Genomic DNA, 22,659 nt, shown 5'->3' on the forward strand with positions numbered 1-22,659 from the left:
GAGGAAAAGTGTTGTCCATCAAGAAGTTCGGCGCCGTTGTCGCGGCGACCGCGATGTCCGTCGGCCTGCTCACCGTGCCCGCGAGCGCCGAAGCGAGCAAGGCGTGCCGCAACATCGGCAACGGTGACCTCTGCGTCGAGGTGGTCAAGTTCTACTCGATCGCCAAAGTGAGCTACCGCAAGACCGCGGGTGCGCCGTACACCGGCGAGCTCGTGCTGTGGGACCGCTTCGGCTGGCAGCGGGCGAACAGCACGGCCACCTGGTATGTGGGTTCCTACTACTCGCAGGAGTTCCACACCGACTTCATGCACACCTGCATCACCGCGGGCATCCACGAGCCACCCGCCGGCGACAACATCTGGGGCGGCAAGCTCTGCTTCTGATCGACCGATCGACTGGGGAGAGGCAAAACATGAGAACAAGACTGAGGTTCGTCGCCGCAGCGGCACTGATCATCACCGGCCTCACGGCCGTCCCGGCGCAGGCGGAGACGTCAACGTTCTTCCACAACCAGAAGACCGGGTTGTACATGGACGACAACTTCCAGGACGGCCTGCGCGCGTTTCCCTTCAACGGTGGTGTCTATCAGAAATGGGACCCCAGGGGGTGGGCCGACAACACCTGGCAGCTGAAGAACCGCGCCACCGGCCGTTGCATCGACGACAGCATCGAGTACGGACTGCGCGCCTACCCGTGCAACAAGTCGAAGTACCAGAGCTGGTACTGGCGAATCTGGGGTGACGGAACCTACGAGTTCAAGAACCAGCAGACCGGTCGCTGCATCGACAACTTCGGGGGGCTGACGGCCCTCCGGTGTACCGCGTCCGAGACGCAGAGCTGGTTATGACACGGCACGAACGAAGAGGGGACAACGAGCAGTGAGAAGAAACTGGGGGAGGACAGCGCTGTGTGCGCTGTCCGCGCTGGTGCTGGTGCCCACGCCGGTCGCTCAGGCCGAACCGGTGGCGACGGCAACGAAGGAGTCGTCGAGCGTCACGCCCGCCGAACGGGACGAACTGCTCGGCAAGGGATGGCAGGCCTCTGGCGACCGGTTGTGGACCACGACGGGTGACTCGGATGGTCTGCGGCTGCTGGTGGCCGAGGCGAAGACCGGTTACGCATGGCGCACCGCCGCGACCTTGAGCCAGCCAGGTGTGGAGACCGACCGGTGGATCGGCAACGCGTGCGTCACCGGTTCCGGTCAACGGGCGGTCGTCGTCTATGCGCCGAGGACGTTCACGAACTCCGAAGAGTTGGCCACGCGCGGTGGTTTCACCGCAGTGGTCGACCTCAACAGCGGTGCGGTGACGAAGCTGCCGATCCGCACGTCGCTCGCGTACTTCAACCCGGGCTGCGGCACCGCGGAGACCGTGGCGCTGACCCAGGAGGGGGACATCGACCTCGGCAGGACCGGGGTCACGGTGCTCGACGCGGCCTCCGGCAAGCTGGGCAAGCGCACCGAACTGGCCACGCAGGTCACCTCGGCGACGCCGGTCGACGGCGGCTTTGTCGTCGCCGACGCCATCGGCGTGCTCCGGGTCGGTAGCGACGGTGCGAAGCGTCGGATCGTGCAGGAGACCGGCGGTGTGCCGCGTGAGCTGCGTGCCGACGCAGACGGTGGTGTCGTCTACATCGATCGCGACGGAGCCAACGACCGCGTGCAGCGCATCGCGGCTGCGGCGACCACCGCCCAGAAGCCGTCCACGCTCGCGACCGCGCCATCAGGGCAGGTGGCGCTGGCACGAGGCGTGCGCGGCAAGGTCTTCATCACCGGCACGCCGTCCAAAGTGGAATCGTTGCCGGGTGCGGTCAGCCGACTCGACGTGCCGGCCCACGCCGAGGTGTCGACCACCGGCGAGGCGGCCGTGACCGACGTCAAGACGGCGCTGCCCTCGTTGTTCGAGCGGAAGAAGGCCTCCGACCCGATCCGGATCGAGAGCAAGAGCCTGCGCAGCGGGAAAAAGCTCGGCTTCGTCGTCGATCCTGCCGCCGCGCTGACGCCGCGGTGGGACGAGACCGTCGACCCGAACCGCGTGTGCTCGGTGCCGCGCAACGATCCACACCTGCAGGTCTACCAACCGAAGCCCAAGCAGGTGGAGTGGGCCGCCAACATGGCGATCAGCGGCCACCTCGATATCTCCCGGCCACGAAACTGGAACAACAACGGCCTCGACGCCTACCGCCCGCAGGACACGTCGATGTTTCCCCGGGTCGGTCTCACCGGCGGCGGTCAGGTGCCCGCGCAGGTCCTGCTCGGTGTGCTCGGCCAGGAGTCGAACCTGTGGCAGGCAGACCGGCGCAAGCTGCCAGGTGAGTTCGGCAACCCGTTGATCGGCAACTACTACGGCACCGCCATCTACAACGCCGATCCCGCCGATGACTGGATCATCCGCTGGGACAAGGCGGACTGCGGCTACGGCGTCACGCAGATGACCGACGGCATGCGGCTGCCGGGCAAACCCAAGCCGGACAAGCCGAACGACGAGCCGATGACGTTCCACCGGCAGCGCGCGATCGGTACCGACTACGCGGCGAACGTGGCGGCCGGTCTGCGCCTGCTGGAGATCAAATGGAACGAGATGCAGGCCAGCGGCATGCGTATCAACAACAACAATCCGGCACGTATCGAGAACTGGTTCTTCGCGGTGTGGGCGTACAACTCCGGCCTCCACCCGCGGGGTGAGGCCGGTGCGAACGGCGCGTGGGGCGTGGGATGGCTGAACAACCCGGCGAACCCTCGTTACCCGTCGATCCGCCAGCGGTTCGGCAAGGATCCGAAGGACTACGCGAAGCCGCAGCAGTGGCCCTATCCGGAGAAGGTGCTCGGCTTTGCCGCCAACCCGCCCAGCGGGTACGAGGCGCCCGGCGTCGAAGTCCCGTTCTTCCGCGCGGCCTGGTGGGGCGGCGCGAACCCGACGGCCAACCGGGACGCGTCGGTGCCCCCGCTGAACCAGTTCTGCACCACGTCCAACGACTGCCGCTGGGGCCAGCAGATCAAACCGACCGCGCCCGAGGTCGCCGACGAGCCGGCTGGCCCTTGCGCCCACACGAACGCGGCCGGGCAGACAGACCTCAAGTGCTGGGTGCACGAGTCCTCCTCGTGGCGGCTCGACTGCGACAAGGACTGCGGTCACGAGTTCATCCGCTACGACTGGGACGTACCGGAGTACCGGGCTGAGCCGGCCAACGGCACGAGCTATCCGCCCAGGTGCACCAACGTCGGGCTGGAAGACGACGCGGGCATCGCCGACGACGTGACGACAGCGACCAAACCGGTGAGCAACCCATCGTGCCCGATCAAGGCGAACATGGCGGGGGCGAGCTTCTCGCTCGACTTCGGGGGAAAGAACGGCAACGACGCTTCCGGGCGCATCGACCTGCACCAGACAGGCGGCGGCTACGGCGCGCACTTCTGGTACGGCCACACCAGGTCGGACAACGCCGAGGGGCGTGCGCTCGCGATCAACGCCACCTGGAAGTTCGGCAGGATCGACGGACTCGCGACGGTGAAGGCGCACATCCCCGACCATCTCGCGAACGCGGTCGTGGACTACTACGTCGACACCGCGGCCGGACCGAAGAAGGTGACGATCGACCAAGGCGCGGGCACCGGCTTCAACCGCTGGGTCACGCTGGGCACGTTCCACTTCTTCAACGAGCCGACGGTCCGGCTCGGCACCATCCGGGAGGGCGCCGACGGCACGAAAAAGGTCGCGTTCGACGCGGTCGCCATCGAGCCGTTCCGCGGCCTGCATCTTGCCGGCAGCAGAATCCCGGTGCAGATCGCGCAGAACAACAACAACTTCTGCATGGTGTTGAAGGACAACAACCCCAACAACGGAGCCGTGGTCGAGGCACGCCCGTGCTCGACTTGGGGCAGGGACTACTGGACGCTCTTCAAGGTCGGGGAGACCCCGCCGAACGGGAACGAGCCGACCGTTGCCGTCCAGATCATGGACAACGTGACCGAGAAGTGCCTCGAACCGGTCAGTCGGGGACTGCCGGGCAGCGGTGTCCACGAAACCACCTGTGACAAGAACAACAAGGCACAGTGGTGGCTCGTCCACCGTTTCGACCGGACCGAACCGCTCGGGTTCGAGGTGCTCATGAACTATGAGAGCTCGCTGTCCATGCGTCTCTCCGTGCCCTCGAACCCACCTGGCTCCGCAGCGGTGCCGGTCACGTTGTGGAAGCGGGCTCCAGGGGAGGAACCCACCGCACCAACCTTCTACTGGAGCTTCCTCTGAGGGTTCAAGCCTGGTCCTCGAACCAGGCTTGAACAGCACCTCAACGCCGCTGCAGGGGCGGGTCTGAACCTCACGGGGGGAGGGAACACGCCCGACGGCGCGCAGGACATCAGGAACCAGGCGCACGGGTTGTGCTTGGACGGCCACAAGTTCCTGTACGCCTCGCTGAGTACCACGTCTCGGGCGCAGAGCTGGTTCTGGCCGAGTGATCAACGGCCCGGTGGCGCGCCACCGGGCCGTTGACGTCGCCGGAGCCTGCGCCACACGAGGGTGGATCCGGCGACAACGAACAAGACAGCCACAAACGTCCATACCCACCAAGGAGTTCGAGGCTCCTCACCATCCAGGGCGGCCACCGGGTCGACCACGCCGTAGCCGTACTGATCGTCTCTTCCAGCCGGTCCGGCATCCGTGGCGGTGCGGGTAAGCCTCCCCGCTGTCTCGGTGGCGTCCAACCCAGGAAAACGTGATCGCACCAACGCGGCGACGCCTGACGTGATCGCGGCGGCCTGACTGGTGCCCGAGGTGGCCGGCCGGTCCGCGGTCGCGATGTCCACACCAGGTGCCGCGAGCGCCACCTCAGGTCCCTCGACGCTCACCGCCTCGGCGAACCGCCCGTTCCCGTCGACCGCGGAGACCGCGAGAACACCCGGCCGGTCCGCCGGGCTCGTGACCGTCCGGTCGGTTGATGCGTTGCCCGCCGCCGCCACGACCACGGCGTCGTGCTCGGCTGCGTACCGCAGGCCGTCATCGAACGCCGCCGAACCGCTGACGCCGGAGCCGACCGACAGGTTGACGATCGTCGCACCCTGGTCCACGACCCAGCGGATCGCCGCGTTGGCGTCACCGCCACCGTTCAGCCGGGCGGGCAGGATCTTCGCCTCGGGGGCCACCTCGTGCACGAGCAGCGCCATCGTCGTGCCGTGACCGCTGAAGTCGGTCGCGCCCTGGCCGAGGTCGGGAAACTCCGCGCCGGACAGCAGTACGTCCGCCAAACCGGGCGCGGCCGGATCGACGCCGGTGTCGACGAGCCCGATCGTCACCCCCGCGCCCGTCGACGACCGGTGCGCCTGATGGAGGTGCATGCGCGCCACCCACTCCCCGCCCCCCGCGCCAGTCTGCATCCGGTGAGCCTGGTCGAGGTGCAGCCGCCCCACCGAGCCAGCCTCCCCTGCCAGCGCGAGCACGCCCGCCAGCAGGCCGATCAACCAAACGCTCACCCGAGACACACCCCCGACCAGTCCGTGCGATTGCTGTGCACAGCATGCCCGCTCAGGTCGACAGATCGGCCGTGGCTGTGACCACAGCCGCGAGACGATTCGCGGCCGCCGGGGAACGGGGCATCCCGGAGGCATGTCCGTTTCTGTGGTCGGGCGCTGTCCGTGCGCGGATCGTCGTGTTGGGGTCAGCTGGCCGGTTTCATCCTGTCGAGGCCTTCTTGTTGCCGATGCGGAGGATCCGTACTTTGGTCACCTCATCCTTTTGCCTGGCGCGGTACGCCCACTCCACACCGATGTCCACCTTCCGCTCCTCCGTCCAGGTACGGGTCCATGCTCGCGGTCATCTCGCATGATTGCGCAAGATCGTTGTGTTGAGCGGGCGCCTTGGCCGTCAGCGGCCAAGTTTCGCCCGTCAGCGGCACCACCGGACCCGAAGGGCAAATCAGCGCGGCCAACAAGTGCGGCGGACAGGCTGGCTTGCCAAGCCGCAGGTACCGGCGGAGGGATGGGGCGTGGCGGGGCTCCCGTCACGCCCGTGCGTACAGGCTCTTCTCCCACGCTCGCTGGGATCTTGACTCGCTCTGGTCGGTCACTTTGGTGCGCGGACCGCAGATGGCCGGGGCCATGCTGCTCGGCGGGTGTGCGGCATGGCACGAGGGCGCCTCGTTGGACCATTTGGCGGTGGGCGTAACCGCCCAGCGAAACGACACGATAGGCGGATCGTGACTTACGAGTTTGACGAAGACCGGTGGGGCCTGCGTCGCATCGAGGCGCCTGCCCGGAGGATTATCGATGCCGGACTGGGTGAGAGCAGGTCGGCGATCGAGCCGGAGGTGCTCGCCTGGGACGCCCCGGTGGTCGTAGAGCTCCGAAGGCGGATCGTCGACAACGCTGATGCCGGGCGTGGGACATTCCTGAAGAAGCTGCGTGAGCAGTTGGCTGGCGCGGACCGCGAAGTCGTGCTGCTGATGGCGGAGTTGCTCGCGTTGCACGCCCTGCCGTTGGGGAATCTCAGCGGGGCGGTGAAGACAGGCAGGGTCACCACAGTGTTGTCGTGGAAGGAACCGCCTGCTGTGGTGCCCGAAGACATCAGCCTGGGCCTCGAGGGGCCAGGCGTGTTTCACGGTGGCGTGGGATTTAACGTTCAGATCTGGCAACAGCTCGGCTGGTTGCTGTCGTTCGTCGAGCAGTGGCACGAGCTCAGCCCATCCGATCGGCAGACCGCCCTGGGGGAGCCGTGGACGTTCCGGGAGTTTGTTGACCGTCAGGACACCGGCCAGCTGGCCATTCGGAACTCGTTGCTGTACCTGGCGTTTCCGGACACCTTCCTGCCGATTGCCCGCCAGGCGGACAAGGTCGCGATTCGCAACGCCTTCGAATCGGAGATCGGTGGCCGGACCGGCGCCGACGCCGTCGCTGTTGACCGCGATCTCTCCGCGATCTATCGCGCGCATCGAGAGCAAGCAGGTGGTGAGCGTGTTCACTACTACAGCGATGGGTGGGAACCGAAGTGGCGCAAGCAGAAGCGCAAGCACACCGACGATTCCTCCCGAGCTTGGCTCGTGCGCGATCCCGAGAGCGGTCAGGCCGAACGCATTTCGATCGCCGCTGATCACCTGGGTGACCTGGATCCCTCGGTCGACCGCGAACAGCTCGACGCGGCGGTCGAGGAGGGGTACCAGCACCTCGATTACGCGCAGCGCCGGGCGCTGGCGACCGATTACTTCCACTTCCTGTCCACGATGAAGGTCGATGACCTCGTGGCGGGGATCGCCGATGACCACGTCTACACCGGCGTGGTCACGGGTGAGCCAGAGCGCATCGGTGGGATGCTGTGCCGTGCGATTTCCTGGTCGCCGCAGAGCGTCGCGAGTGTCCATGCCCTGCCAGTGGACCTGGCCAGGGAGTTCGAGCAACAGGGCGCGGTGGTGGACATCACGGGAGCATTCGCTGCGCTCACCAGCCTCGCCGGCGCTCCCGACGCGCCCGAGGAGGTGCAGTCGGTCGGCGAGCTCTCGCTGGGCGCGGTGACCAGCGCGTTCGCTGGCTCGTTGCACTTTGATCAGGAGTGGTTGCAGAAGGTCGTGTCGGCGTTGCAGGACCGCAAGCAGGTCGTCCTCTACGGCCCGCCAGGGACCGGAAAGACGTATCTCGCGCGGGAACTGGCCCGTCACATCACTGACCCGACGGCGATCCGCCTGGTGCAGTTCCACCCGTCGTACGCCTACGAGGACTTCTTCGAGGGCTTCCGTCCGCGCTCGCGTGGCGAAACCGTCAGCTTCGAACTGGTACCCGGTCCGCTGCGCCGCCTTGCCGCGGCTGCCGAGGCTGACAAGGGCCGCCCGTACGTCCTGATCATCGACGAGATCAACCGCGCGAACCTGTCGAAGGTGTTCGGGGAGCTGTACTTCCTGTTGGAGTACCGCGACGCGACGATCGACCTGCAGTACTCCCCAGGAGACCGGTTCAAGCTGCCGCCGAACGTGTTCATCGTCGGCACGATGAACACCGCCGACCGCTCGATCGCGCTGGTGGACGCGGCCATGCGGCGGCGATTCGCGTTCTTCGAGCTGCACCCCGACCACCCACCGGTCAGCGACCTGCTGGCGCGCTGGGCGACGGCGAATGCCAAGACCGACGACCGGGCCGAGCTCCTCGTCAAACTGAACAGCGCGATCGGCTCGGACCGTGAGTTCAAGATCGGTCCCTCGTACCTGATGAAACCAGATGCCGACCGCGGGCTCGAGCTGGTGTGGGAGCAGTCGATTCTGCCGCTCTTGGAGGAGCACTACTACGAGACGTTGAGTCGGCAGAACGTGCACGAGAGGTTCGGTCTCGACGTCATCCGCGGTATGCAGTGATCGTTCTGAAGGAGAACGCCTCCACGGGCCCGACTGTGCCGCTCACCGCGGCACAAGCCGCATACCTGCGCGGCAGCAAGCTTGTCACGATCCGCGGCACCGGTCCGTACACGATCATCCCCAAGATGAAGCAGGTAGGCGCCTTGCACGCGCATGGCCTGGACGTGGTGGTCACGCCCAAAGTGAGCATTCAGCGCTTACTGTTCCTGCTGGGCTATGCGGCCAACCCCGGTTTCCTCCCCGAGGACGTCGATGGCGTCCAAGCTGACGGCCTGTGGCCGATCGTCGCGGAAACCTTGTGCCGCAACGCCGAACGCGCATTGGCCGGCGGGGTGCTGCAGGGTTACACGACCGATGAGACGACCAGCAGTGTGTTGCGCGGCAGAGTCCGAGTCGCCGACCAGATAGCCCGCCGCCCCGGCCGGATGATGCCTCTGGAGATCATCCACGACGAGTACACGGTGGACATAGCCGAAAACCGCCTGCTGCTCGCAGCGGTCCGGCGGATGTGTCGGGTCCCCCGAGTTCCCCAAACGCTGCGCGCTCGCCTGCGTCACCTGGACAACCGCCTGGACGGAGTGTCGACGTTGCGTGCGGGCGCTCCGCTGCCACGGTGGCGTCCGCACCGGCTCAATGCCCGCTATCACCCGGCATTGCGCATCGCGGACCTGGTGCTGAACACCCTGTCATTCGAGGTCGGCGAGGACGGTCTGGCCATCGCCGCGTTCGTGGTCAACATGGAGCGCGTCTTCGAGGACTTCGTGACCACCGCACTGCGTGAGGCTTGGCGCGCCGATCCGGGACGCACCCACAGTCAGTACGCGGCCACCCTCGATGCCGGCGGCGCTATCAACCTGCGGATCGACGTGGTGCACCTGGTGAACGACAAGCCCCGATTCGTGGTGGACGCCAAGTACAAGCTCGAGAGCCGCTCCGGCGGCTACCCGAATGCCGACATCTACCAGGTGCTCGCGTACTGCACAGCGCTGCAGATCGACCGTGCTTGGCTGGTCTACGCGAGCGGCACCGGAGGCTCAGCGCCGCGGGCGATCCGCAACACCGGCATCACAATCACCGAGTACCCGCTGGACCTCGATGCCGCGCCCCATGATCTGCTCGCTCAGGTCAACCAGCTCGCGCGCTCGGCCTGGATCTGACAAGGATTCCAGCGGTCGGGGTGGTGCTCGATCGGCCGGTGGGCGGTAGTCGGGCGGTCGCCCGGCTGGCACCCGGTAGCAGTGAACTGCTACCGGGTGCCGACAGCGCGCCGGATTCGTTACTTGAGCACGAATCGGGCCGTGCGCTTCGCCGCCAGAGTCGTCGACGGTGCGTGCCAGTACGAGTCGTGTGTGAGCTCAGCCATGCTGATCATCGCGGCTCTGCCCTCGTTCGTGGTCCACACGAGGTCGGCCGAGGTGATCAGGCTGCTCGTGTCGCACACCGGATCTATCGACAGACACACTTGTCGTCACCGGGCGGAACACGGCAGGAACGTCGGCCAGCACATTCGGCGCCACGCATTGCACAACCGGCAGGAGGAGCTGGCACATGCCCATCGACTTGTTCGCAGCCGTGCCGAAGTCGAACACCTTGGTGTTGTCGTCCCTGACCACAGCGTCGCCGCTCACGGCTTCCTGCAGGAACTGGTGGATGACGAGGGCTCCCTGCGAGTACCCGGCAAGCGCGACGGCCTGACCGAGACAGTCCTGCTGCGACTTCCGGACGACCTCGCGAAGCCTTTCCACGCCAACGTTCTTGCCTTCGAGGTAGCGGGGCACGTTGCGTTCGATCATCTCTCGCGGGGCGGAGAAGAACCCGCTGTTCTCGAACAGTGTGGCTACCGCCGGCGCCTGGTAGCCGAGCACCTTTACGGCGTCGGTCCTGCGCCGCTCCAAGGTCTCGTGGAACGCGTTGTAGGTCTGCATGAGTGGTTGAGACGGTCACTTCTCTGGTCTCTCGTGGAAGCCGGGGGACCGGCTCAGGTGAACCCGGTCCATCACCAGGCCTCGCTCCTGAAACAGACGTTCTGCACCGAGTGCAAGAACTGGATTCCCAACCTCGCTCCGTCGGCGCACGCCCTGACCTGCTCCCATCACCCCAGCAAGCTCAAGCCGGCCTGCCGAGCCTCTTCGCCACCCTCCCGCCGGCTCAGCAGAAGCCGGAGGCCTTGTCGGAGATCGTGAGATCCTCAAGCGCTACGCGGACCTCACGCCGTGCGCCTCCTGCGGTGTCCCGGTCAGCAGCCCGACCGACAGCCGGCACGCCCCTGGCTGCGCGCCGCCCCGCGCGTCCTCCCAGCCGATCCCTACCAGGACTTCCTCCAGATTCGGACAGGTCCCCAGTGGTGCTGAGCCGGACGAGTTTCCTCCGTCCCGGCCCTGATGTCTGCCTGGAGTGCGGCCGGGTCATCACCAAGAACGGATCCTCCGAGACGGGTCACAAGCTCACCTGCCGGAACGGCCCCATCGCATGTTTGTGCGCCTGCGGCGTCTTTGCTGTTCGCGTGCTGGACGGCGTGGATGCCTGGCAGCCGGGATCGGCGAGCGAACCCGCCGATCCCGGCCAGGCGGTCCCCAGGGCACCCGCACGTACCCGATGAGCAGAACCTTGCTGTGTGCCACGGGTATACGGCCAAGTGCTCGATCAGCTCGTGCGTACGCGGATGCCCAACGCCTCGTCGTAGAGGTCGGCGACGCTGAAAGCGTTGCGGGTCGCGCCGTCGACGCCGCACCCGCCCTTGTGCGAACCGTAGGCCGTGAAGTTGAACGACCAGCCGCCGCCGCTGTCGCCACCGATCGTGGTGCGCTTGGCGTTCATTGCCACGAGGCGGTCGTTGAACACACCGCTGTTGGTGCAGGAGATCGAGGTCCGGAACACGGTGTCGCTGCAGTCGCGCGAGTTGGACGAGCGCCCGTAGACGCAGATCGTCTCGCCGACGGTGATCGAGGCGCGCGGCTCCACCGCCGCCACGTCCCGCACCTCCGACGCGGTGGCGAAGAAGTCGTCGGGCTCGATGTGCGTGGAGGTCTTCCACTCGATGTCGCCCCACTGGCCGCGGTGCTCCGCCTGGTGGGTCAGCGTGTGGGTGCCCACGCCGGGCTCGACGATCTGGTTGACGCCGTCGCAGTGTCCGGCCGTGGTCACGCCGGTGGTCCCGGAACTGATGTTCTGCACGGCCCAGCCGCTGGTGCACTCGAAGACACCGTCGTCCCGCACCGACATCCCGCCGTAGGCGTGCTCGTCGGACGCGACGTCCTCGTCGGTCAGCATCAGCCGGACACCCCGCGCCTCTTCGGCGGACAACCGGGAGAGGACCTGTTCGGCCTTCGCGGGCAGGTTCGGCCTTCTGGTTGCGACGGCCTCGACCGTCGACGTCGTCTCGTCGAAGGACGTGACCACGTCCTGGAAGCCGATGCCGACCAGCCGGTGGTTGAGCCGGATCGACCGTTCCTCGAGCTCGAGCCACGAATGCGGCCGGTTGTCGGCGATCTCGACCGCGATGCCGGCGCCGCGGACCCGCGTCAGCAGATCGTCGTCGGCCTTGCCCTTGACGTAGAGCGTCGGCGCGCCGCCTGGCTTGTCCGCCAGCTTCGCGCCCGCGTAGGCGTCCGGCCGTTTGGTCGAGATCTCCTGCTGTACCTTGCCGAATGCCTCCGCCACCGCGTGCTGTGCGGCGGCCTGGTCGACCGTCCAGCCTCTGCCCTTGGCGACCAGCGCCAGGTCGGTGGCCAACGCCGCCGGTCTCGTCGGACCTTCGGCGACCGTCCGGTCGTTGTTCGTGACTGGCGAATCGGCGGTGGCCGGTGCGGCGAATACACTGCCGACGAGCGCGCACGAGGCGATCGCTACTGGAATCTTCAAATACTTCACGGCGGCTCCCCTGACGTTGGCTGAGGAAAGGACATCCTCGGCCAGGAATCCTGGCAGACCGCATTGCCGTCAGGTACCGCCTTACGATGCACGACAAAGTGGCCGGAAATCACTCGAATGCGATGTATTCGAGTATCTCCTGTACGCCGGGAGAAGAGAATTCGCTTGATGAGACGAGTATCAGCGTGGCGCCACCAGACTCGCGTCGTGGACGATGAAGACATCGCGACTGCAGCTCGCGTCCGGTTCCGCGACCCAGCGGACGTCGCGGACGACCGGCTCGTCACCGGCGAGGTCCTCGCCGCTGACGGTGACCGAGTCACCCGCTTTGATCGTCAGCCGCTCGCCGTTGGCCGTGGTGAACGCGATTGTGCCCGATGTCCACTCGACCTGAGCCGACCGCCAGGCGAGCAGTCTGCGGGCGCCGGTCTCGGGCAGCTCCAGCTCCACGCATCGGTCGCTGACGTGCAGCCGGCCGGTGCCGCCCAGGCTCGTCGACTCGCCCCGCGCCGGGTCTTCGAGCACGGCGAGCGGGCCGTCTGTGCCGGCCTTCCGCGCCGAGTCGGTTTTGGTCGCACAGGAACTGATCAGCAGCATGGCGACACACATGACGCAGGAAAACAGGTACCCAGTTCTTTCGGTTTTCATGTCGATTCCTTCCTCCGGGTGACCACGGTACGACTCCACGTCGAAAGGACGGAAATCGACGTCGATCCGGTTGCCTGGTGCCGGCGCGCCTGGAATCGCTCCACCCCGAGCAGGTCGCTGACCGCCATCTGGGGCTGATCGGCGCCGATCAGCGGACCTGAAATTGAGTCCCCGCCAACGATGCGAGTAGCTTCGTCGAAGCGGAAGCCCTGCTGCTGACTCCCGCATTCTTGTCGCTGGTCGTCGGCGGTTTCTCGGGTGCCTTTCCGGCCATTTCACAGCGTCGAAGAGAGGGCGGTATGGAGCGTCGGGAAGGTATCGGGCGGCGCACGTGGGTACGCAACGGATCAACCGTTCATGATCAACTCGCTCAGCGTGATCCTTGCGCCAGCAGCGGAATACGCCCGCCCGCCAGCACAGCATCGGCCTGGGCGGGAGAGAGCCGGTGCCGGACGCGGTACCGCTCGTTCTTGGTCTGGTTGGTGACGGTGAACTCCCGCCCGGCCCTGAGGTCCGGTGGGTCGAGCTGGAGGGTGTCGCCGGTGTCGATGCGGTCGTAGTCGTGCGGGTCGGTGAACTCGCAGGCGAGCACGCCGAAGTTGGCCAGGTTCTGCCAGTGGATCCGGGCGAACGACTTGGCCACGACGGCCCGCAGGCCGAGGTAGCGCGGGGTGATGGCGGCGTGTTCGCGCGACGAGCCCTGGCCGTAGTTGTCGCCCGCGACCACGACGTGTCCGCCGTGGTCCCTCAGTTCGGCGGCTCGTCGCGGGTAGTCCGGCGCGATCGGGGTGAAGGTGAACTCGGCCAGCTTCGGCACGTTCGACCGGTAGGGCAGGGCGCGGGCACCGGCCGGGGAGATCTCGTCGGTGGACACGTCGTCGCCGACCTTGAGCAGCACCGGTGCCTCTACGTGGTCGGGCGGCGGCGCGAAGTCCGGCAGCGAGGAGATGTTGGGGCCCTTGACCAACGGCTCACGCTCGGCCTGCGGTCGTGGCAGCGGGGGCACCAGCATCGATTTGTTGACCGACGCTCGTCGCAGCACGGGCAGTTCCGGATAGCGGATGCCGAGGGTGCGGGGATCGGTGATGACGCCGGTCAGTGCCGAGGCGGCGGCCGTTTCCGGCGAGCACAGCCACACCGAGTCCTCGCGGGTGCCGGAGCGGCCGGGGAAGTTGCGCGGGAAGGTACGCAGGGAGTTGCGTCCGGAGGCCGGTGCCTGGCCCATGCCGATGCAGCCCAGGCAGCCGGCCTGGTGGATCCGCGCGCCGGCGGCGATCAGGTCGAAGGTGGCGCCCAGCCGGGTGAGGTCCTCGAACACCTCGCGTGAGGACGGGTTGACGTCGAAGCTGACCGCGTCGCTGGTCTGCTGCCCCTTCACGATGGCCGCGGTGATCGCGTAGTCGCGCAGTCCGGGATTGGCCGATGACCCGATGACGACCTGACTGATCGGCTCGCCCGCGACCTCGCGGACCGGCACCACGTTGCCCGGCGAGGAGGGACGCGCGATGAGAGGTTCCAGCGTGGACAGATCGATCTCGTCCTCGACGTCGTATGCCGCGCCGGGATCGGCGTGCAGTTCGGTGAAGTCGCGGCCGCGGCGTTCGGAGTCCAGGAACCACCGCACCGCCTCGTCGGACGGGAACACCGTGGTCGTCGCTCCGAGCTCCGCGCCCATGTTGGCGATCACGTGCCGGTCCATTGCGGACAGACATGTCAGTCCGGGGCCGTGGTACTCGATGATCCGGCCGCGGCCGCCATCCACCCCGTGCCGGCGCAGCATCTCCAGGATCACGTCTTTGGCCGACACCCACGGCGGCAGCTCGCCGGTCAGCCGCACGCCCCACACTTCCGGCATCACCAGCCGCAGCGGTTCGCCCGCCATCGCCAGTGCGACTTCAAGCCCGCCGGATCCGATCGCCAGCATGCCCAGTGCTCCGGCGGCGCAGGTGTGCGAGTCCGACCCCGCCAGTGTCTTTCCCGGTACACCGAACCGCTGCATGTGCACGGGATGGGAGACACCGTTGCCGGGCTTGGAGAACCAGATCCCGTAGCGGCGGCACGCCGAGCGGAGGAACTCGTGGTCCTCGGCGTTGCGCTCGTCGGCCTGCACCAGGTTGTGGTCGACGTACTGCACGCTCACCTCGGTCCGCACCCGCTCCAGGCCGAGTGCTTCGAGTTCCTGCATCACCAGCGTGCCGGTCGCGTCCTGGGTGAGGGTCTGGTCCACCACGAGCCCGATCTCCATGCCGGGGGTGGGCTCGCCGTCGACGAGATGGGTGTCGATGAGCTTGCGGGCGACGGTGCGTCCCACGGTGCTCACAGCCGCTCTCCCTTCTCCTGGCCACGACGCAGCACGGCGACCGAACACGGTGCGTGGTAGACCAGTGCGTGGCTGACCGATCCGAGCAGCGCGCGGCGTACCGCGCCACGCCCGTGGCTGCCCACCACCAGCAGCACGGCATTGGTGGCCTGGTTGAGCAGCGCCTGTGCGGGACTGTCGAACGACACCGTCCGCGTCACCTTGACGTCCGGATAGCGCTCACCATGACCGGCGAGCGTGGCGGCGAGGACCGTGTCGGCGTGGTCGCGTATCTCGCGCCACTGCGCGGTCTCCGTCGCCAGATCCATCGGCCGATCCGTGACGGCGTGCACCGCGAGCAGGTCGCAGCCGTGGCGGGCGGCGAAGTCGAAGCCGAAGCCGATCGCGGATGCGCTGACGTCCGAGCCGTCCACACCGACCACCACCTGGCCCTCGTCGATCGTTTCGTCGCGTGCCACGACGACCGGCGTTGTGGTGGTGTGCACCAGATCCGCGGCGACCGAGCCGAGCAGGGCGCGGGTCAGCCCCGTGGTTCCCACCGGGCCCACCACGAGCAGGACCGCTTCCTCGGCAACCCTGCTGAGCACCTCGGTGGGATGGCCGTAGACGACATGCGGCCGCACGTCGATGTCCGGGGCTACCCGCGCACACTCCGCCACGACAACGGCCAGCTCGTGCTCCGCGCGCTCGAGCGGCGCCTCCTCGGTTACCGCACCCGGCAGCGCCACGGCGCCAGGGTTCACCGTCAGCTCGGGGTACGCGCCGCGGATCGCGTTCACCACGACGAGTTCGCGCTGCCGGTTCGCCGCCTCCCGCGCGGCCCACAGCACCGCCTGGCGCGCCTGCGATGAGCCGTCGAACCCGGCGACGACCGCGCCGCGACCGGTCGCGGACACAGGTGTGGACATCAGGTGTTCCCAGGCGCGGCGCTGACCTTGCCCAGGACGGAGTCGGGGCCGGTCACGATGCGCGGTGTGGTCGTCAGGTCTCGGACGAGTTGAGCCATGACAGTCTCCGTTGCTCCATCAGACGGCGTGCGGGTAGCTCTCCGGGACTTCACCCTCCTCCCAGCGGGCGGTGCGCTCGAGTGGGTCGAGCGCGCTGGTCTCGTCGATGTGGATCACGGCGTCGAACTGGTCGGCCAGGCGGGCCCGGAAGTAGTGGCTGACGCGTTCGGTGTGCGGCCGGTAGATCACGCCGATGGCACGTTCCAGCCGGGCCGAACCGAGGACGTCGGCCGTGTTGGGCGCGGCGGCCAGGTCCAGGAGGAACTCCTTCTGGCCGGTCTCGTGGAACAGTCTCTCGACGCTGCCCCGCAGTGCGGGCCGCACGTGCTTGCGGTCGGCCGGTGCGCCCCAGTCGTCGGCCGCGGTGACGGTGCCGGTGTAGGTGGTGAAGCCGATCAGCCGGCTCTCGCCGGGATGCCGTTCGCGGACCAGCTGGCCGACGTTGAACTCGCCCTGGGCGGAAACCTCGGTGGCGGCGGCGTCGCCGAGGTGGGAGTTGTGCGCCCACACCACGATCTTGGCGGGCTCGCCGCGCTGGTCTTCGAGATGCTCGGTCAGCGCGTCGAGGGTCTCGGCCATGTGCTCGTCACGCAGGTTCCACGACGACACGCGTCCGCGGAACATGGTGCGGTAGTAGCGTTCCGCTGCCTGCACCAGGCGGGCGTTGCGCTCGGCGTGGAACGCCTCGTCCTCGGCCAGCAGACCGTCCCGGCGGGCGAACTCGTGGGCGTGGCGTTGCAGATCCAGCAGTTGCGCGACGACCTGCCGTTCGCACTCCTCGCCCGCGCCGAACGCGGCCGCCCGGCCGTAGGCCTGTCCGTCATCACCGTGGTGGTCCAGGCACGAATAGCGTTCACGCGCGCGCTCAGCGGCCTGCGGGTCGACAGTGCGCAGGTAGGAGACGACCTCGTCCGCGGACCGGTGCAGGCTGTACAGGTCCAGCCCGTAGAAACCGGCCTTGTCCGGTCCGGCGCCGCGGTCGTTGTGCTCGCGCAGCCAGGTCACGAAGTCGAGTACGTCGGTGTTGCGCCACATCCACGCCGGGAAGCGCTTGAAGCTCCGCAGTGACTCCTCGGCGGTGCGGTCGTCGCCGCGTGCCCGGACGTAGCGGTTGACGCGATAGGCGTCCGGCCAGTCCGCCTCGACCGCGACAGCGCGGAACCCCTTGTGCTCGATGAGATAGCGCGTCATCGCGGCGCGCGCGGCGTAGAACTCGTGTGTGCCGTGCGTGGCTTCGCCGATCAGCACGAGCCGCGCGTCACCGACGATGGCCGACAACACGTCCGCGGAAGGAACCCCGTTCTCGACCGGAACCGCCGCCGCGCGCACAACCTCCACTTCGGACTCGCCGCCCGCGCCCAGTCGTGGACTGGCCAGGAGCCGGCGGACCTGCTCGTCGCTGGTCTGGGTGAAACTCCAGTACGCCTGGCCCACGGCGAAGAACGGCGAGGGCGTCGTCGCGCACACCACCTCGTCGACCTCACGCCTGAACTCCGCGCAGGTCGACGCGGACGCCGCCGGCACCGCGACCACGAGACGCGCCGGCCGCAACGCGCGTACCGCCTGGACCGCGGCACGCATGCTCGCGCCGGTCGCCAGGCCGTCATCGACCAGAATCACGACCTGCCCGGCCAGGTCGATCATCGGCCGGTCATCGCGGTAGACGCGTTCCCGCCTGGCCAACTCGCGGCCCTCGTCCTCGGCGACCTCGCGGATCACCTCGGCAGGCACGTCGTGGCCGCGCACGACGTCGTCGTTGAGCACCGTGACGCCGCCACTGGCGATAGCGCCCATGGCGAGTTCGGGGTGCTCGGGCAGGCCGAGCTTGCGCACGACGAACACGTCCAGTGGAGCGTCCAGCGCGGCGGCCACCTCGTAGGCGACCGGTACACCGCCGCGGGGCAGGCCTAGGACGATCACGTCGTCACGGGCGTGATAGTGGCCGAGCAGGCCGGCCAGCACCCGGCCCGCGTCGCTGCGGTCGCGAAATGAACGAGCCATACCAAACGGCTACCCGTCAGCCGCAGACGAAAACGGCGCTCGGCGGGCATGCGGCGTGTGGCCCGGTGGGGCCGGCGGGTAACCCGGTCGCATGACGACGACGGCGCAGGCTGCTGCCGACACCGCGCGCCGCTACCGGCGCGCCTGCGACTACGCCGCGGCGGCGATGATCTACCTGAAGGACAACGTGCTGCTGCGGGAGCCGTTGCGGCGGGAACACCTCAAGCCGAGGCTGCTGGGCCATTGGGGCACCTGTCCCGGCATCACCTTCCTCTACGGCGGCCTCAACGGCCTGGTACGGCGGACCGGGCAGCGGGCGCTGCTGGTCACCGGTCCCGGCCACGGCGCGCCGGCCGTGCACGCGAACCTGTGGCTGGAGGGCACGCACGCGGAGCTGGACCCGGCGCTGTCGCGGGACGGCGCCGGATTGGCGGAGCTGGTGCGCCGGTTCTCCTGGCCGGGCGGCTTCCCCAGCCACCTGTCCCCGGAGGTGCCGGGAGTGATCCACGAGGGCGGGGAGCTGGGCTATGCGCTGGCGACGGCGTTCGGCGCGGCCCTGGACAAGCCGGACCTGCTGGTGGCGTGCCTGGTCGGTGACGGTGAGGCGGAGACCGGTCCCACGGCCGGTGCGTGGCACGCCGGCAAGTACCTGTCCCCGCGCACCGACGGCGCGGTGCTGCCCGTCCTGCACGTGAACGGATACAAGATCTCCTCGCCCACGATCTACGGCTGCATGGACGACGAGGAGCTGGTGGCCTACTTCAGCGGCGCCGGCTGGTCGCCCTACGTGGTGGACGTGACCCGGACGGACGACCCGGACGCGCTGCTGACCGAGACGTTGGACTTGGCGCATGCCGAGATCGCCGCGGTGCGGGAGCGGTGGCGGCCTGGCGAGCGGGCGGTGTGGCCGATGCTGGTACTGCGGTCCCCGAAGGGCTGGGGCGTTCCCGAGCACGACGCCGAAGGGAAGCCGCTGGAGGGGACCTTCCGCGCTCACCAGGTGCCGTTGGGCGGCGTGCACGAGGACGACGCGGAGCTTGCGCTGCTCGAGCGGTGGCTGCGGTCCTACCGGCCCGAGGAGCTGTTCGACGCCGACGGCCGCCCGCACGACGACCTGCTGGCCGAGCTGCCGCCGGAACAGCTGCGCCTGGGGCGGGTACCCGAGGCCAACGGTGGCCGGCTGCGCCGGGACCTGCCGCTGCCCGGCGTGGCGCGGTTCGCCGTGGAGGTGCTCAAGCCGGGCAGCGGGCCGGCGAGCGCGACGGGAACGGCGGGGGAGTGGCTGGCGGAGCTGGTGCGCGCCACCGAGGACCGCCGCGACTTCCGCGTGGTGTGCCCCGACGAGCTGGAGTCCAACAAGCTCGGCGCGCTGCTGGACGCGACCGACCGGGCGTTCACCTGGCCTCTACCCGACACCGCCGAGCACGTCGCGCCCGGCGGGCGGGTGATGGAGGTGCTCTCGGAGCATCTGTGCCAGGGCTGGCTCCAGGGTTATCTGCTGACCGGGCGGCACGGGCTGTTCCCGTGCTACGAGGCGTTCGCCTCGATCGTGGACAGCATGGTCAACCAGTACGCCAAGTTTCTCAAGATGGCGGGTGAGGTGCCGTGGCGGGAGCCGGTGGCGAGCCTGAACTACCTGCTCACCAGTGAGGGCTGGCGGCAGGAGCACAACGGCTACAGCCACCAGGGCCCCGGCTTCATCAACAACCTGCTCACCAAGAAGGCCTCCACGGCCCGGATCTACCTGCCGCCGGACGCCAACACCCTGCTGGTGACCCTGCGGGACTGCCTTGCCTCCACCGATCGGATCAACCTGGTGGTGGCGGGCAAGAACGCGGGCGCGCAGTGGCTGGACCTGGACGCCGCGGAGCGGCACTGCGCGGCGGGCGCGGGCGTGTGGGAGTGGGCTTCGACCGGCGGTGACCCGGACGTCGTGCTGGCGTGCGCGGGCGGCATCCCCACCGTCGAGGTGCTGGCGGCGGCGTCGATCCTGCGCGATCGCGCGCCTGCCCTGGCCGTCCAGGTGGTCAACGTGGTGGACCTGCTGTCGCTGGCGCCCGCCGACCGCCACCCGCACGGTCTGTCCGACGAGGACTTCACCGCGTGCTTCGGAGAGGACGTGCCGGTGGTGTTCGGCTTCCACGGTTATCCCTCCGCGGTGCACGAGACGCTGCACGGCCGCCCCGGCACGCAGCGGTTCCACGTCCACGGCTACCGGGAGGAGGGCACCACGACCACGCCGTACGACCTGCTCGTGAGCAACCGGATGAGCCGCCACGACCTCGCCGCCGACGCGCTGCGCCGCACCGGCCACGACGGCGACCAGGCCGAGCGCCTGCTCGCCGAACGCGACGAACTGCGTGCGGCAGCGCATCGTGACGGCGTGGACCCCGAGGAGATCACCGACTGGCGGTGGGGCGCATGAGCACGGTCCTGACCGTCAACGCCGGTTCGAACAGCCTCAAGGCGCACCTGGTCGACACCGGCTCCGAAGAGGTCCTGGACTCCGTCGACGTGGAGGGCCCACCGGACGCCGACGAAGCCCGCCGCGCTCTGGACGACCTGCTGGACGGCGCGGACGACGTCGTCGCGGCCGGCCACCGGCTCGTGCACGGCGGCCCCGGCCTGCGCGCGCCGACCCTGGTGGACGACGACGCCATCGCCGCGGCCCACCGCGCCGAGGCGTTGGCGCCGCTGCACGTGCCGCCCGCGCTACGGCTGCTCGAGGTGCTGCGCGAGAGGTTGTCCGGCGTATCGCACGTGCTGTGCCCGGACACCGCGTTCCACACCGACCTGCCGGAGGTCGCCGCCACCTACCCGCTGCCCGCCGAGTGGCGGGAGCGGTACGGCCTGCGCCGCTACGGCTTCCACGGCCTGTCCTACCGGTGGGCGCTGGACCGCGCCGCCGTGCTGCTGGAGCGGTCCGCCGACGGGCTCAGCGTGCTGATGACCCACCTGGGCGGTGGCTGCTCGGTGTGCGCGGTGCGCGACGGGCGCAGCGTCGACACCTCCATGGGCTTCACGCCGCTGGAGGGCGTGCCCATGTCGAAGCGCTCGGGCAGCGTCGACCCCGGGATGCTGCTGTGGCTGCTGCGCAACGGGATCGACCTCGACGCCCTCGAACACGGCCTCAACCACGAGTCCGGCCTCCTGGGGCTGTCCGGCGGGCGGTCGGGCGACACGCGCGACCTGGTCGCCGCCGCGGGGGAGGACCCGGCCGCAGCACTGGCGCTGCGCGTGTTCGCCCACCGCGTGCGCCGCGAACTCGCCGCCGCGGCCACCTCACTGGACCGGCTCGACGCGCTGGTGTTCACCGGCGAGATCGGCTGGGACCAGCCCGAGGTCCGCGCCGACGTCGTGGCCGGCCTGTCCCTGCTCGACATCCCGCGAGACCTGACTGCCGGAACGGACGGTGACGGGCCCGTCAGCCCGCCGGACGCCGTGGTTCCGGTGCTCGTGGTGCGCCCGCGCGAGGAGTTGCAGCTCTGCCGCGACACCCTCGCCGCGCTGTGATCAGCTTTTCTCGACCAGGTAGCCCAGCGAAGAACTCCGTGCCCGGCCCGCCGCAGTAATGCAGCGTGAACCAGATCCCGAACGCGATCCGTCGGTCAGCATCCAGGTGAGGAAGCTGACGTCGAGCTGAGCACTCATGTCACCTCCCGGCGCCGAGGCACTCGCTCCGGCGGATCACGGGTACCCGGTCACGCGGTGCCGGCCACACACGAGACGGTGCGGTGTCAGCTCGGCGAACAGGTCAGCAGCATCAGCGCGAACATCGCTGCGGACGCGGTGACGACGGGCAGTGCCATGGCGGTGATGCTCGCGATTCCGCTGGAGAGCAGCCTGCGCGTGCGGTTCGGCATCCGGCTGCGCCACCGCAGGCGGTCCAGCCGGATGTCCAGCGCGTCCCTGCTCATCGCGAGCGCGGAGTCGGGAGCGCCATGGCACGACACCCGCAACAGCGCGGCGCGGACGGTGTCGGCGCCGTGGGTGCGCGCGGCGGCCAGGTCGGCGGACATCTCGACGAGCTCACGGATCGAGCTTGCCGCCCGCGTGAACAGGGGGAGGATCGGCAGGGCGGCGGCTACCGCGTCCGCGGCAGCGACCAGCAGGTGATGGCGTCCGTTGAGGTGTGCTCGCTCGTGGTCGAGGACGGCATCGACCTCTTCGGGCGTCAGGTGGCGGCGGAGTCCTTCCGTGGCGACCACGAGACCTGGTTTGCCGGGGAGGCTGAACGCGAGTGGCCGGTCGTGGTCGAGCCACACCGTGGGATGTGCTCCGGGTTCACGTCGTCCGGCGAGGCGCAGCACCGAGCGGTGTTCCTCGCGGGCGTGGGCTCGTTGCCGGGCGCTGCGTGCACCGACGATCGCGAACCGAACGAGCAGAGCGGTCAGCAGAGCGCCGCCGGTGAGGCCGCTGATCACTTCGATCGTGGGTGTAGTGCCGTGGCGCACCGACTCCCAGCAGTTGTGCAGGGTGTCGAGG

At 68.6% G+C, this 22,659-nt stretch carries 15 protein-coding genes; 7 read left to right on the top strand and 8 right to left on the bottom strand.

The features are described 5' to 3' along the window. The first annotated feature begins 11 nt into the window (after nt 1-11). Genes BLR21_RS37775 through BLR21_RS37785 form a run of 3 tightly spaced genes read left to right on the top strand, consistent with a single transcriptional unit; the run spans nt 12 to nt 4,247 of the window. Nucleotides 12-383, top strand: a complete 372-nt coding sequence (locus BLR21_RS37775; RefSeq protein ID WP_143028058.1) for a hypothetical protein — start codon at nt 12-14, stop codon at nt 381-383. Nucleotides 384-412: 29 nt separating this feature from the next. Further along, entirely contained in the window at nt 413-847 is a 435-nt protein-coding gene (locus BLR21_RS37780; protein ID WP_090014324.1) for an RICIN domain-containing protein, read from the top strand. A 31-nt stretch (nt 848-878) separates the two neighbouring features. Next, entirely contained in the window at nt 879-4,247 is a 3,369-nt protein-coding gene (locus BLR21_RS37785) for a hypothetical protein (protein WP_143028059.1), read from the top strand. A 209-nt stretch (nt 4,248-4,456) separates the two neighbouring features. Here BLR21_RS37785 and BLR21_RS37790 read toward each other — a convergent pair whose 3' ends face one another. Beyond that, nucleotides 4,457-5,467, bottom strand: a complete 1,011-nt coding sequence (locus tag BLR21_RS37790) for a S8 family serine peptidase (protein WP_176929977.1) — start codon at nt 5,465-5,467, stop codon at nt 4,457-4,459. A 647-nt stretch (nt 5,468-6,114) separates the two neighbouring features. On the opposite strand from BLR21_RS37790, the gene BLR21_RS37795 reads away from it, so the two are divergent. After that, nucleotides 6,115-8,328, top strand: coding sequence for an AAA family ATPase (locus BLR21_RS37795; RefSeq protein ID WP_090014330.1), 2,214 nt, complete (start codon nt 6,115-6,117; stop codon nt 8,326-8,328). Next, nucleotides 8,325-9,485 (top strand): McrC family protein, encoded by a 1,161-nt coding sequence (locus BLR21_RS37800; protein WP_090014332.1) that lies wholly within the window; start codon nt 8,325-8,327, stop codon nt 9,483-9,485. The genes BLR21_RS37795 and BLR21_RS37800 overlap by 4 nt, the downstream gene beginning before the upstream one ends. A gap of 198 nt (nt 9,486-9,683) precedes the next feature. Here BLR21_RS37800 and BLR21_RS37805 read toward each other — a convergent pair whose 3' ends face one another. From BLR21_RS37805 to BLR21_RS37830, 6 genes are all read right to left on the bottom strand, one after another. Continuing rightward, entirely contained in the window at nt 9,684-10,193 is a 510-nt protein-coding gene (locus BLR21_RS37805) for an alpha/beta hydrolase family protein (RefSeq protein ID WP_176929978.1), read from the bottom strand. Between the two features lie 778 nt (nt 10,194-10,971). Beyond that, nucleotides 10,972-12,198, bottom strand: a complete 1,227-nt coding sequence (locus BLR21_RS37810; protein WP_143028060.1) for a chymotrypsin family serine protease — start codon at nt 12,196-12,198, stop codon at nt 10,972-10,974. Between the two features lie 180 nt (nt 12,199-12,378). After that, on the bottom strand, nt 12,379-12,795 hold the full coding sequence (locus BLR21_RS37815; protein ID WP_143028061.1) for a hypothetical protein: 417 nt from the start codon (nt 12,793-12,795) through the stop codon (nt 12,379-12,381). 421 nt (nt 12,796-13,216) lie between these two features. Then, entirely contained in the window at nt 13,217-15,157 is a 1,941-nt protein-coding gene (locus BLR21_RS37820; RefSeq protein ID WP_090014377.1) for an aconitate hydratase, read from the bottom strand. 5 nt (nt 15,158-15,162) lie between these two features. After that, nucleotides 15,163-16,074 (bottom strand): universal stress protein, encoded by a 912-nt coding sequence (locus BLR21_RS37825; protein ID WP_256335193.1) that lies wholly within the window; start codon nt 16,072-16,074, stop codon nt 15,163-15,165. Nucleotides 16,075-16,191: 117 nt separating this feature from the next. Further along, nucleotides 16,192-18,174, bottom strand: a complete 1,983-nt coding sequence (locus BLR21_RS37830; RefSeq protein WP_090014340.1) for an erythromycin esterase family protein — start codon at nt 18,172-18,174, stop codon at nt 16,192-16,194. A gap of 91 nt (nt 18,175-18,265) precedes the next feature. Here BLR21_RS37830 and BLR21_RS37835 point away from each other — a divergent pair, with 91 nt between their 5' ends. Further along, complete coding sequence (locus tag BLR21_RS37835) at nt 18,266-20,599, top strand: phosphoketolase family protein (protein ID WP_090014343.1); 2,334 nt, start codon at nt 18,266-18,268, stop codon at nt 20,597-20,599. Next, nucleotides 20,596-21,687, top strand: coding sequence for an acetate/propionate family kinase (locus BLR21_RS37840; RefSeq protein ID WP_090014385.1), 1,092 nt, complete (start codon nt 20,596-20,598; stop codon nt 21,685-21,687). Before BLR21_RS37835 ends, BLR21_RS37840 begins: the two co-directional genes overlap by 4 nt. Before the next feature lie 224 nt (nt 21,688-21,911). Here BLR21_RS37840 and BLR21_RS37845 read toward each other — a convergent pair. Continuing rightward, on the bottom strand, nt 21,912-22,659 hold a 748-nt coding region (locus tag BLR21_RS37845), incomplete at its 5' end, for a M56 family metallopeptidase (protein ID WP_090014345.1).

The sequence above is a fragment of the Lentzea albidocapillata subsp. violacea genome (assembly GCF_900100275.1).
GTDB lineage: Bacteria > Actinomycetota > Actinomycetes > Mycobacteriales > Pseudonocardiaceae > Lentzea > Lentzea violacea.

What these genes read in the sequence shown, in the direction of transcription:
- BLR21_RS37795 (WP_090014330.1), top strand. Translation starts at nt 6,115, where the DNA reads ATGGCACGAGGGCGCCTCGTTGGACCATTTGGCGGTGGGCGTAACCGC.
- BLR21_RS37835 (WP_090014343.1), top strand. Translation starts at nt 18,266, where the DNA reads ATGACGACGACGGCGCAGGCTGCTGCCGACACCGCGCGCCGCTACCGG.
- BLR21_RS37840 (WP_090014385.1), top strand. Translation starts at nt 20,596, where the DNA reads ATGAGCACGGTCCTGACCGTCAACGCCGGTTCGAACAGCCTCAAGGCG.
- BLR21_RS37825 (WP_256335193.1), bottom strand. Translation starts at nt 16,074, where the DNA reads ATGTCCACACCTGTGTCCGCGACCGGTCGCGGCGCGGTCGTCGCCGGG.
- BLR21_RS37815 (WP_143028061.1), bottom strand. Translation starts at nt 12,795, where the DNA reads ATGCTGCTGATCAGTTCCTGTGCGACCAAAACCGACTCGGCGCGGAAG.
- BLR21_RS37830 (WP_090014340.1), bottom strand. Translation starts at nt 18,174, where the DNA reads ATGGCTCGTTCATTTCGCGACCGCAGCGACGCGGGCCGGGTGCTGGCC.
- BLR21_RS37780 (WP_090014324.1), top strand. Translation starts at nt 413, where the DNA reads ATGAGAACAAGACTGAGGTTCGTCGCCGCAGCGGCACTGATCATCACC.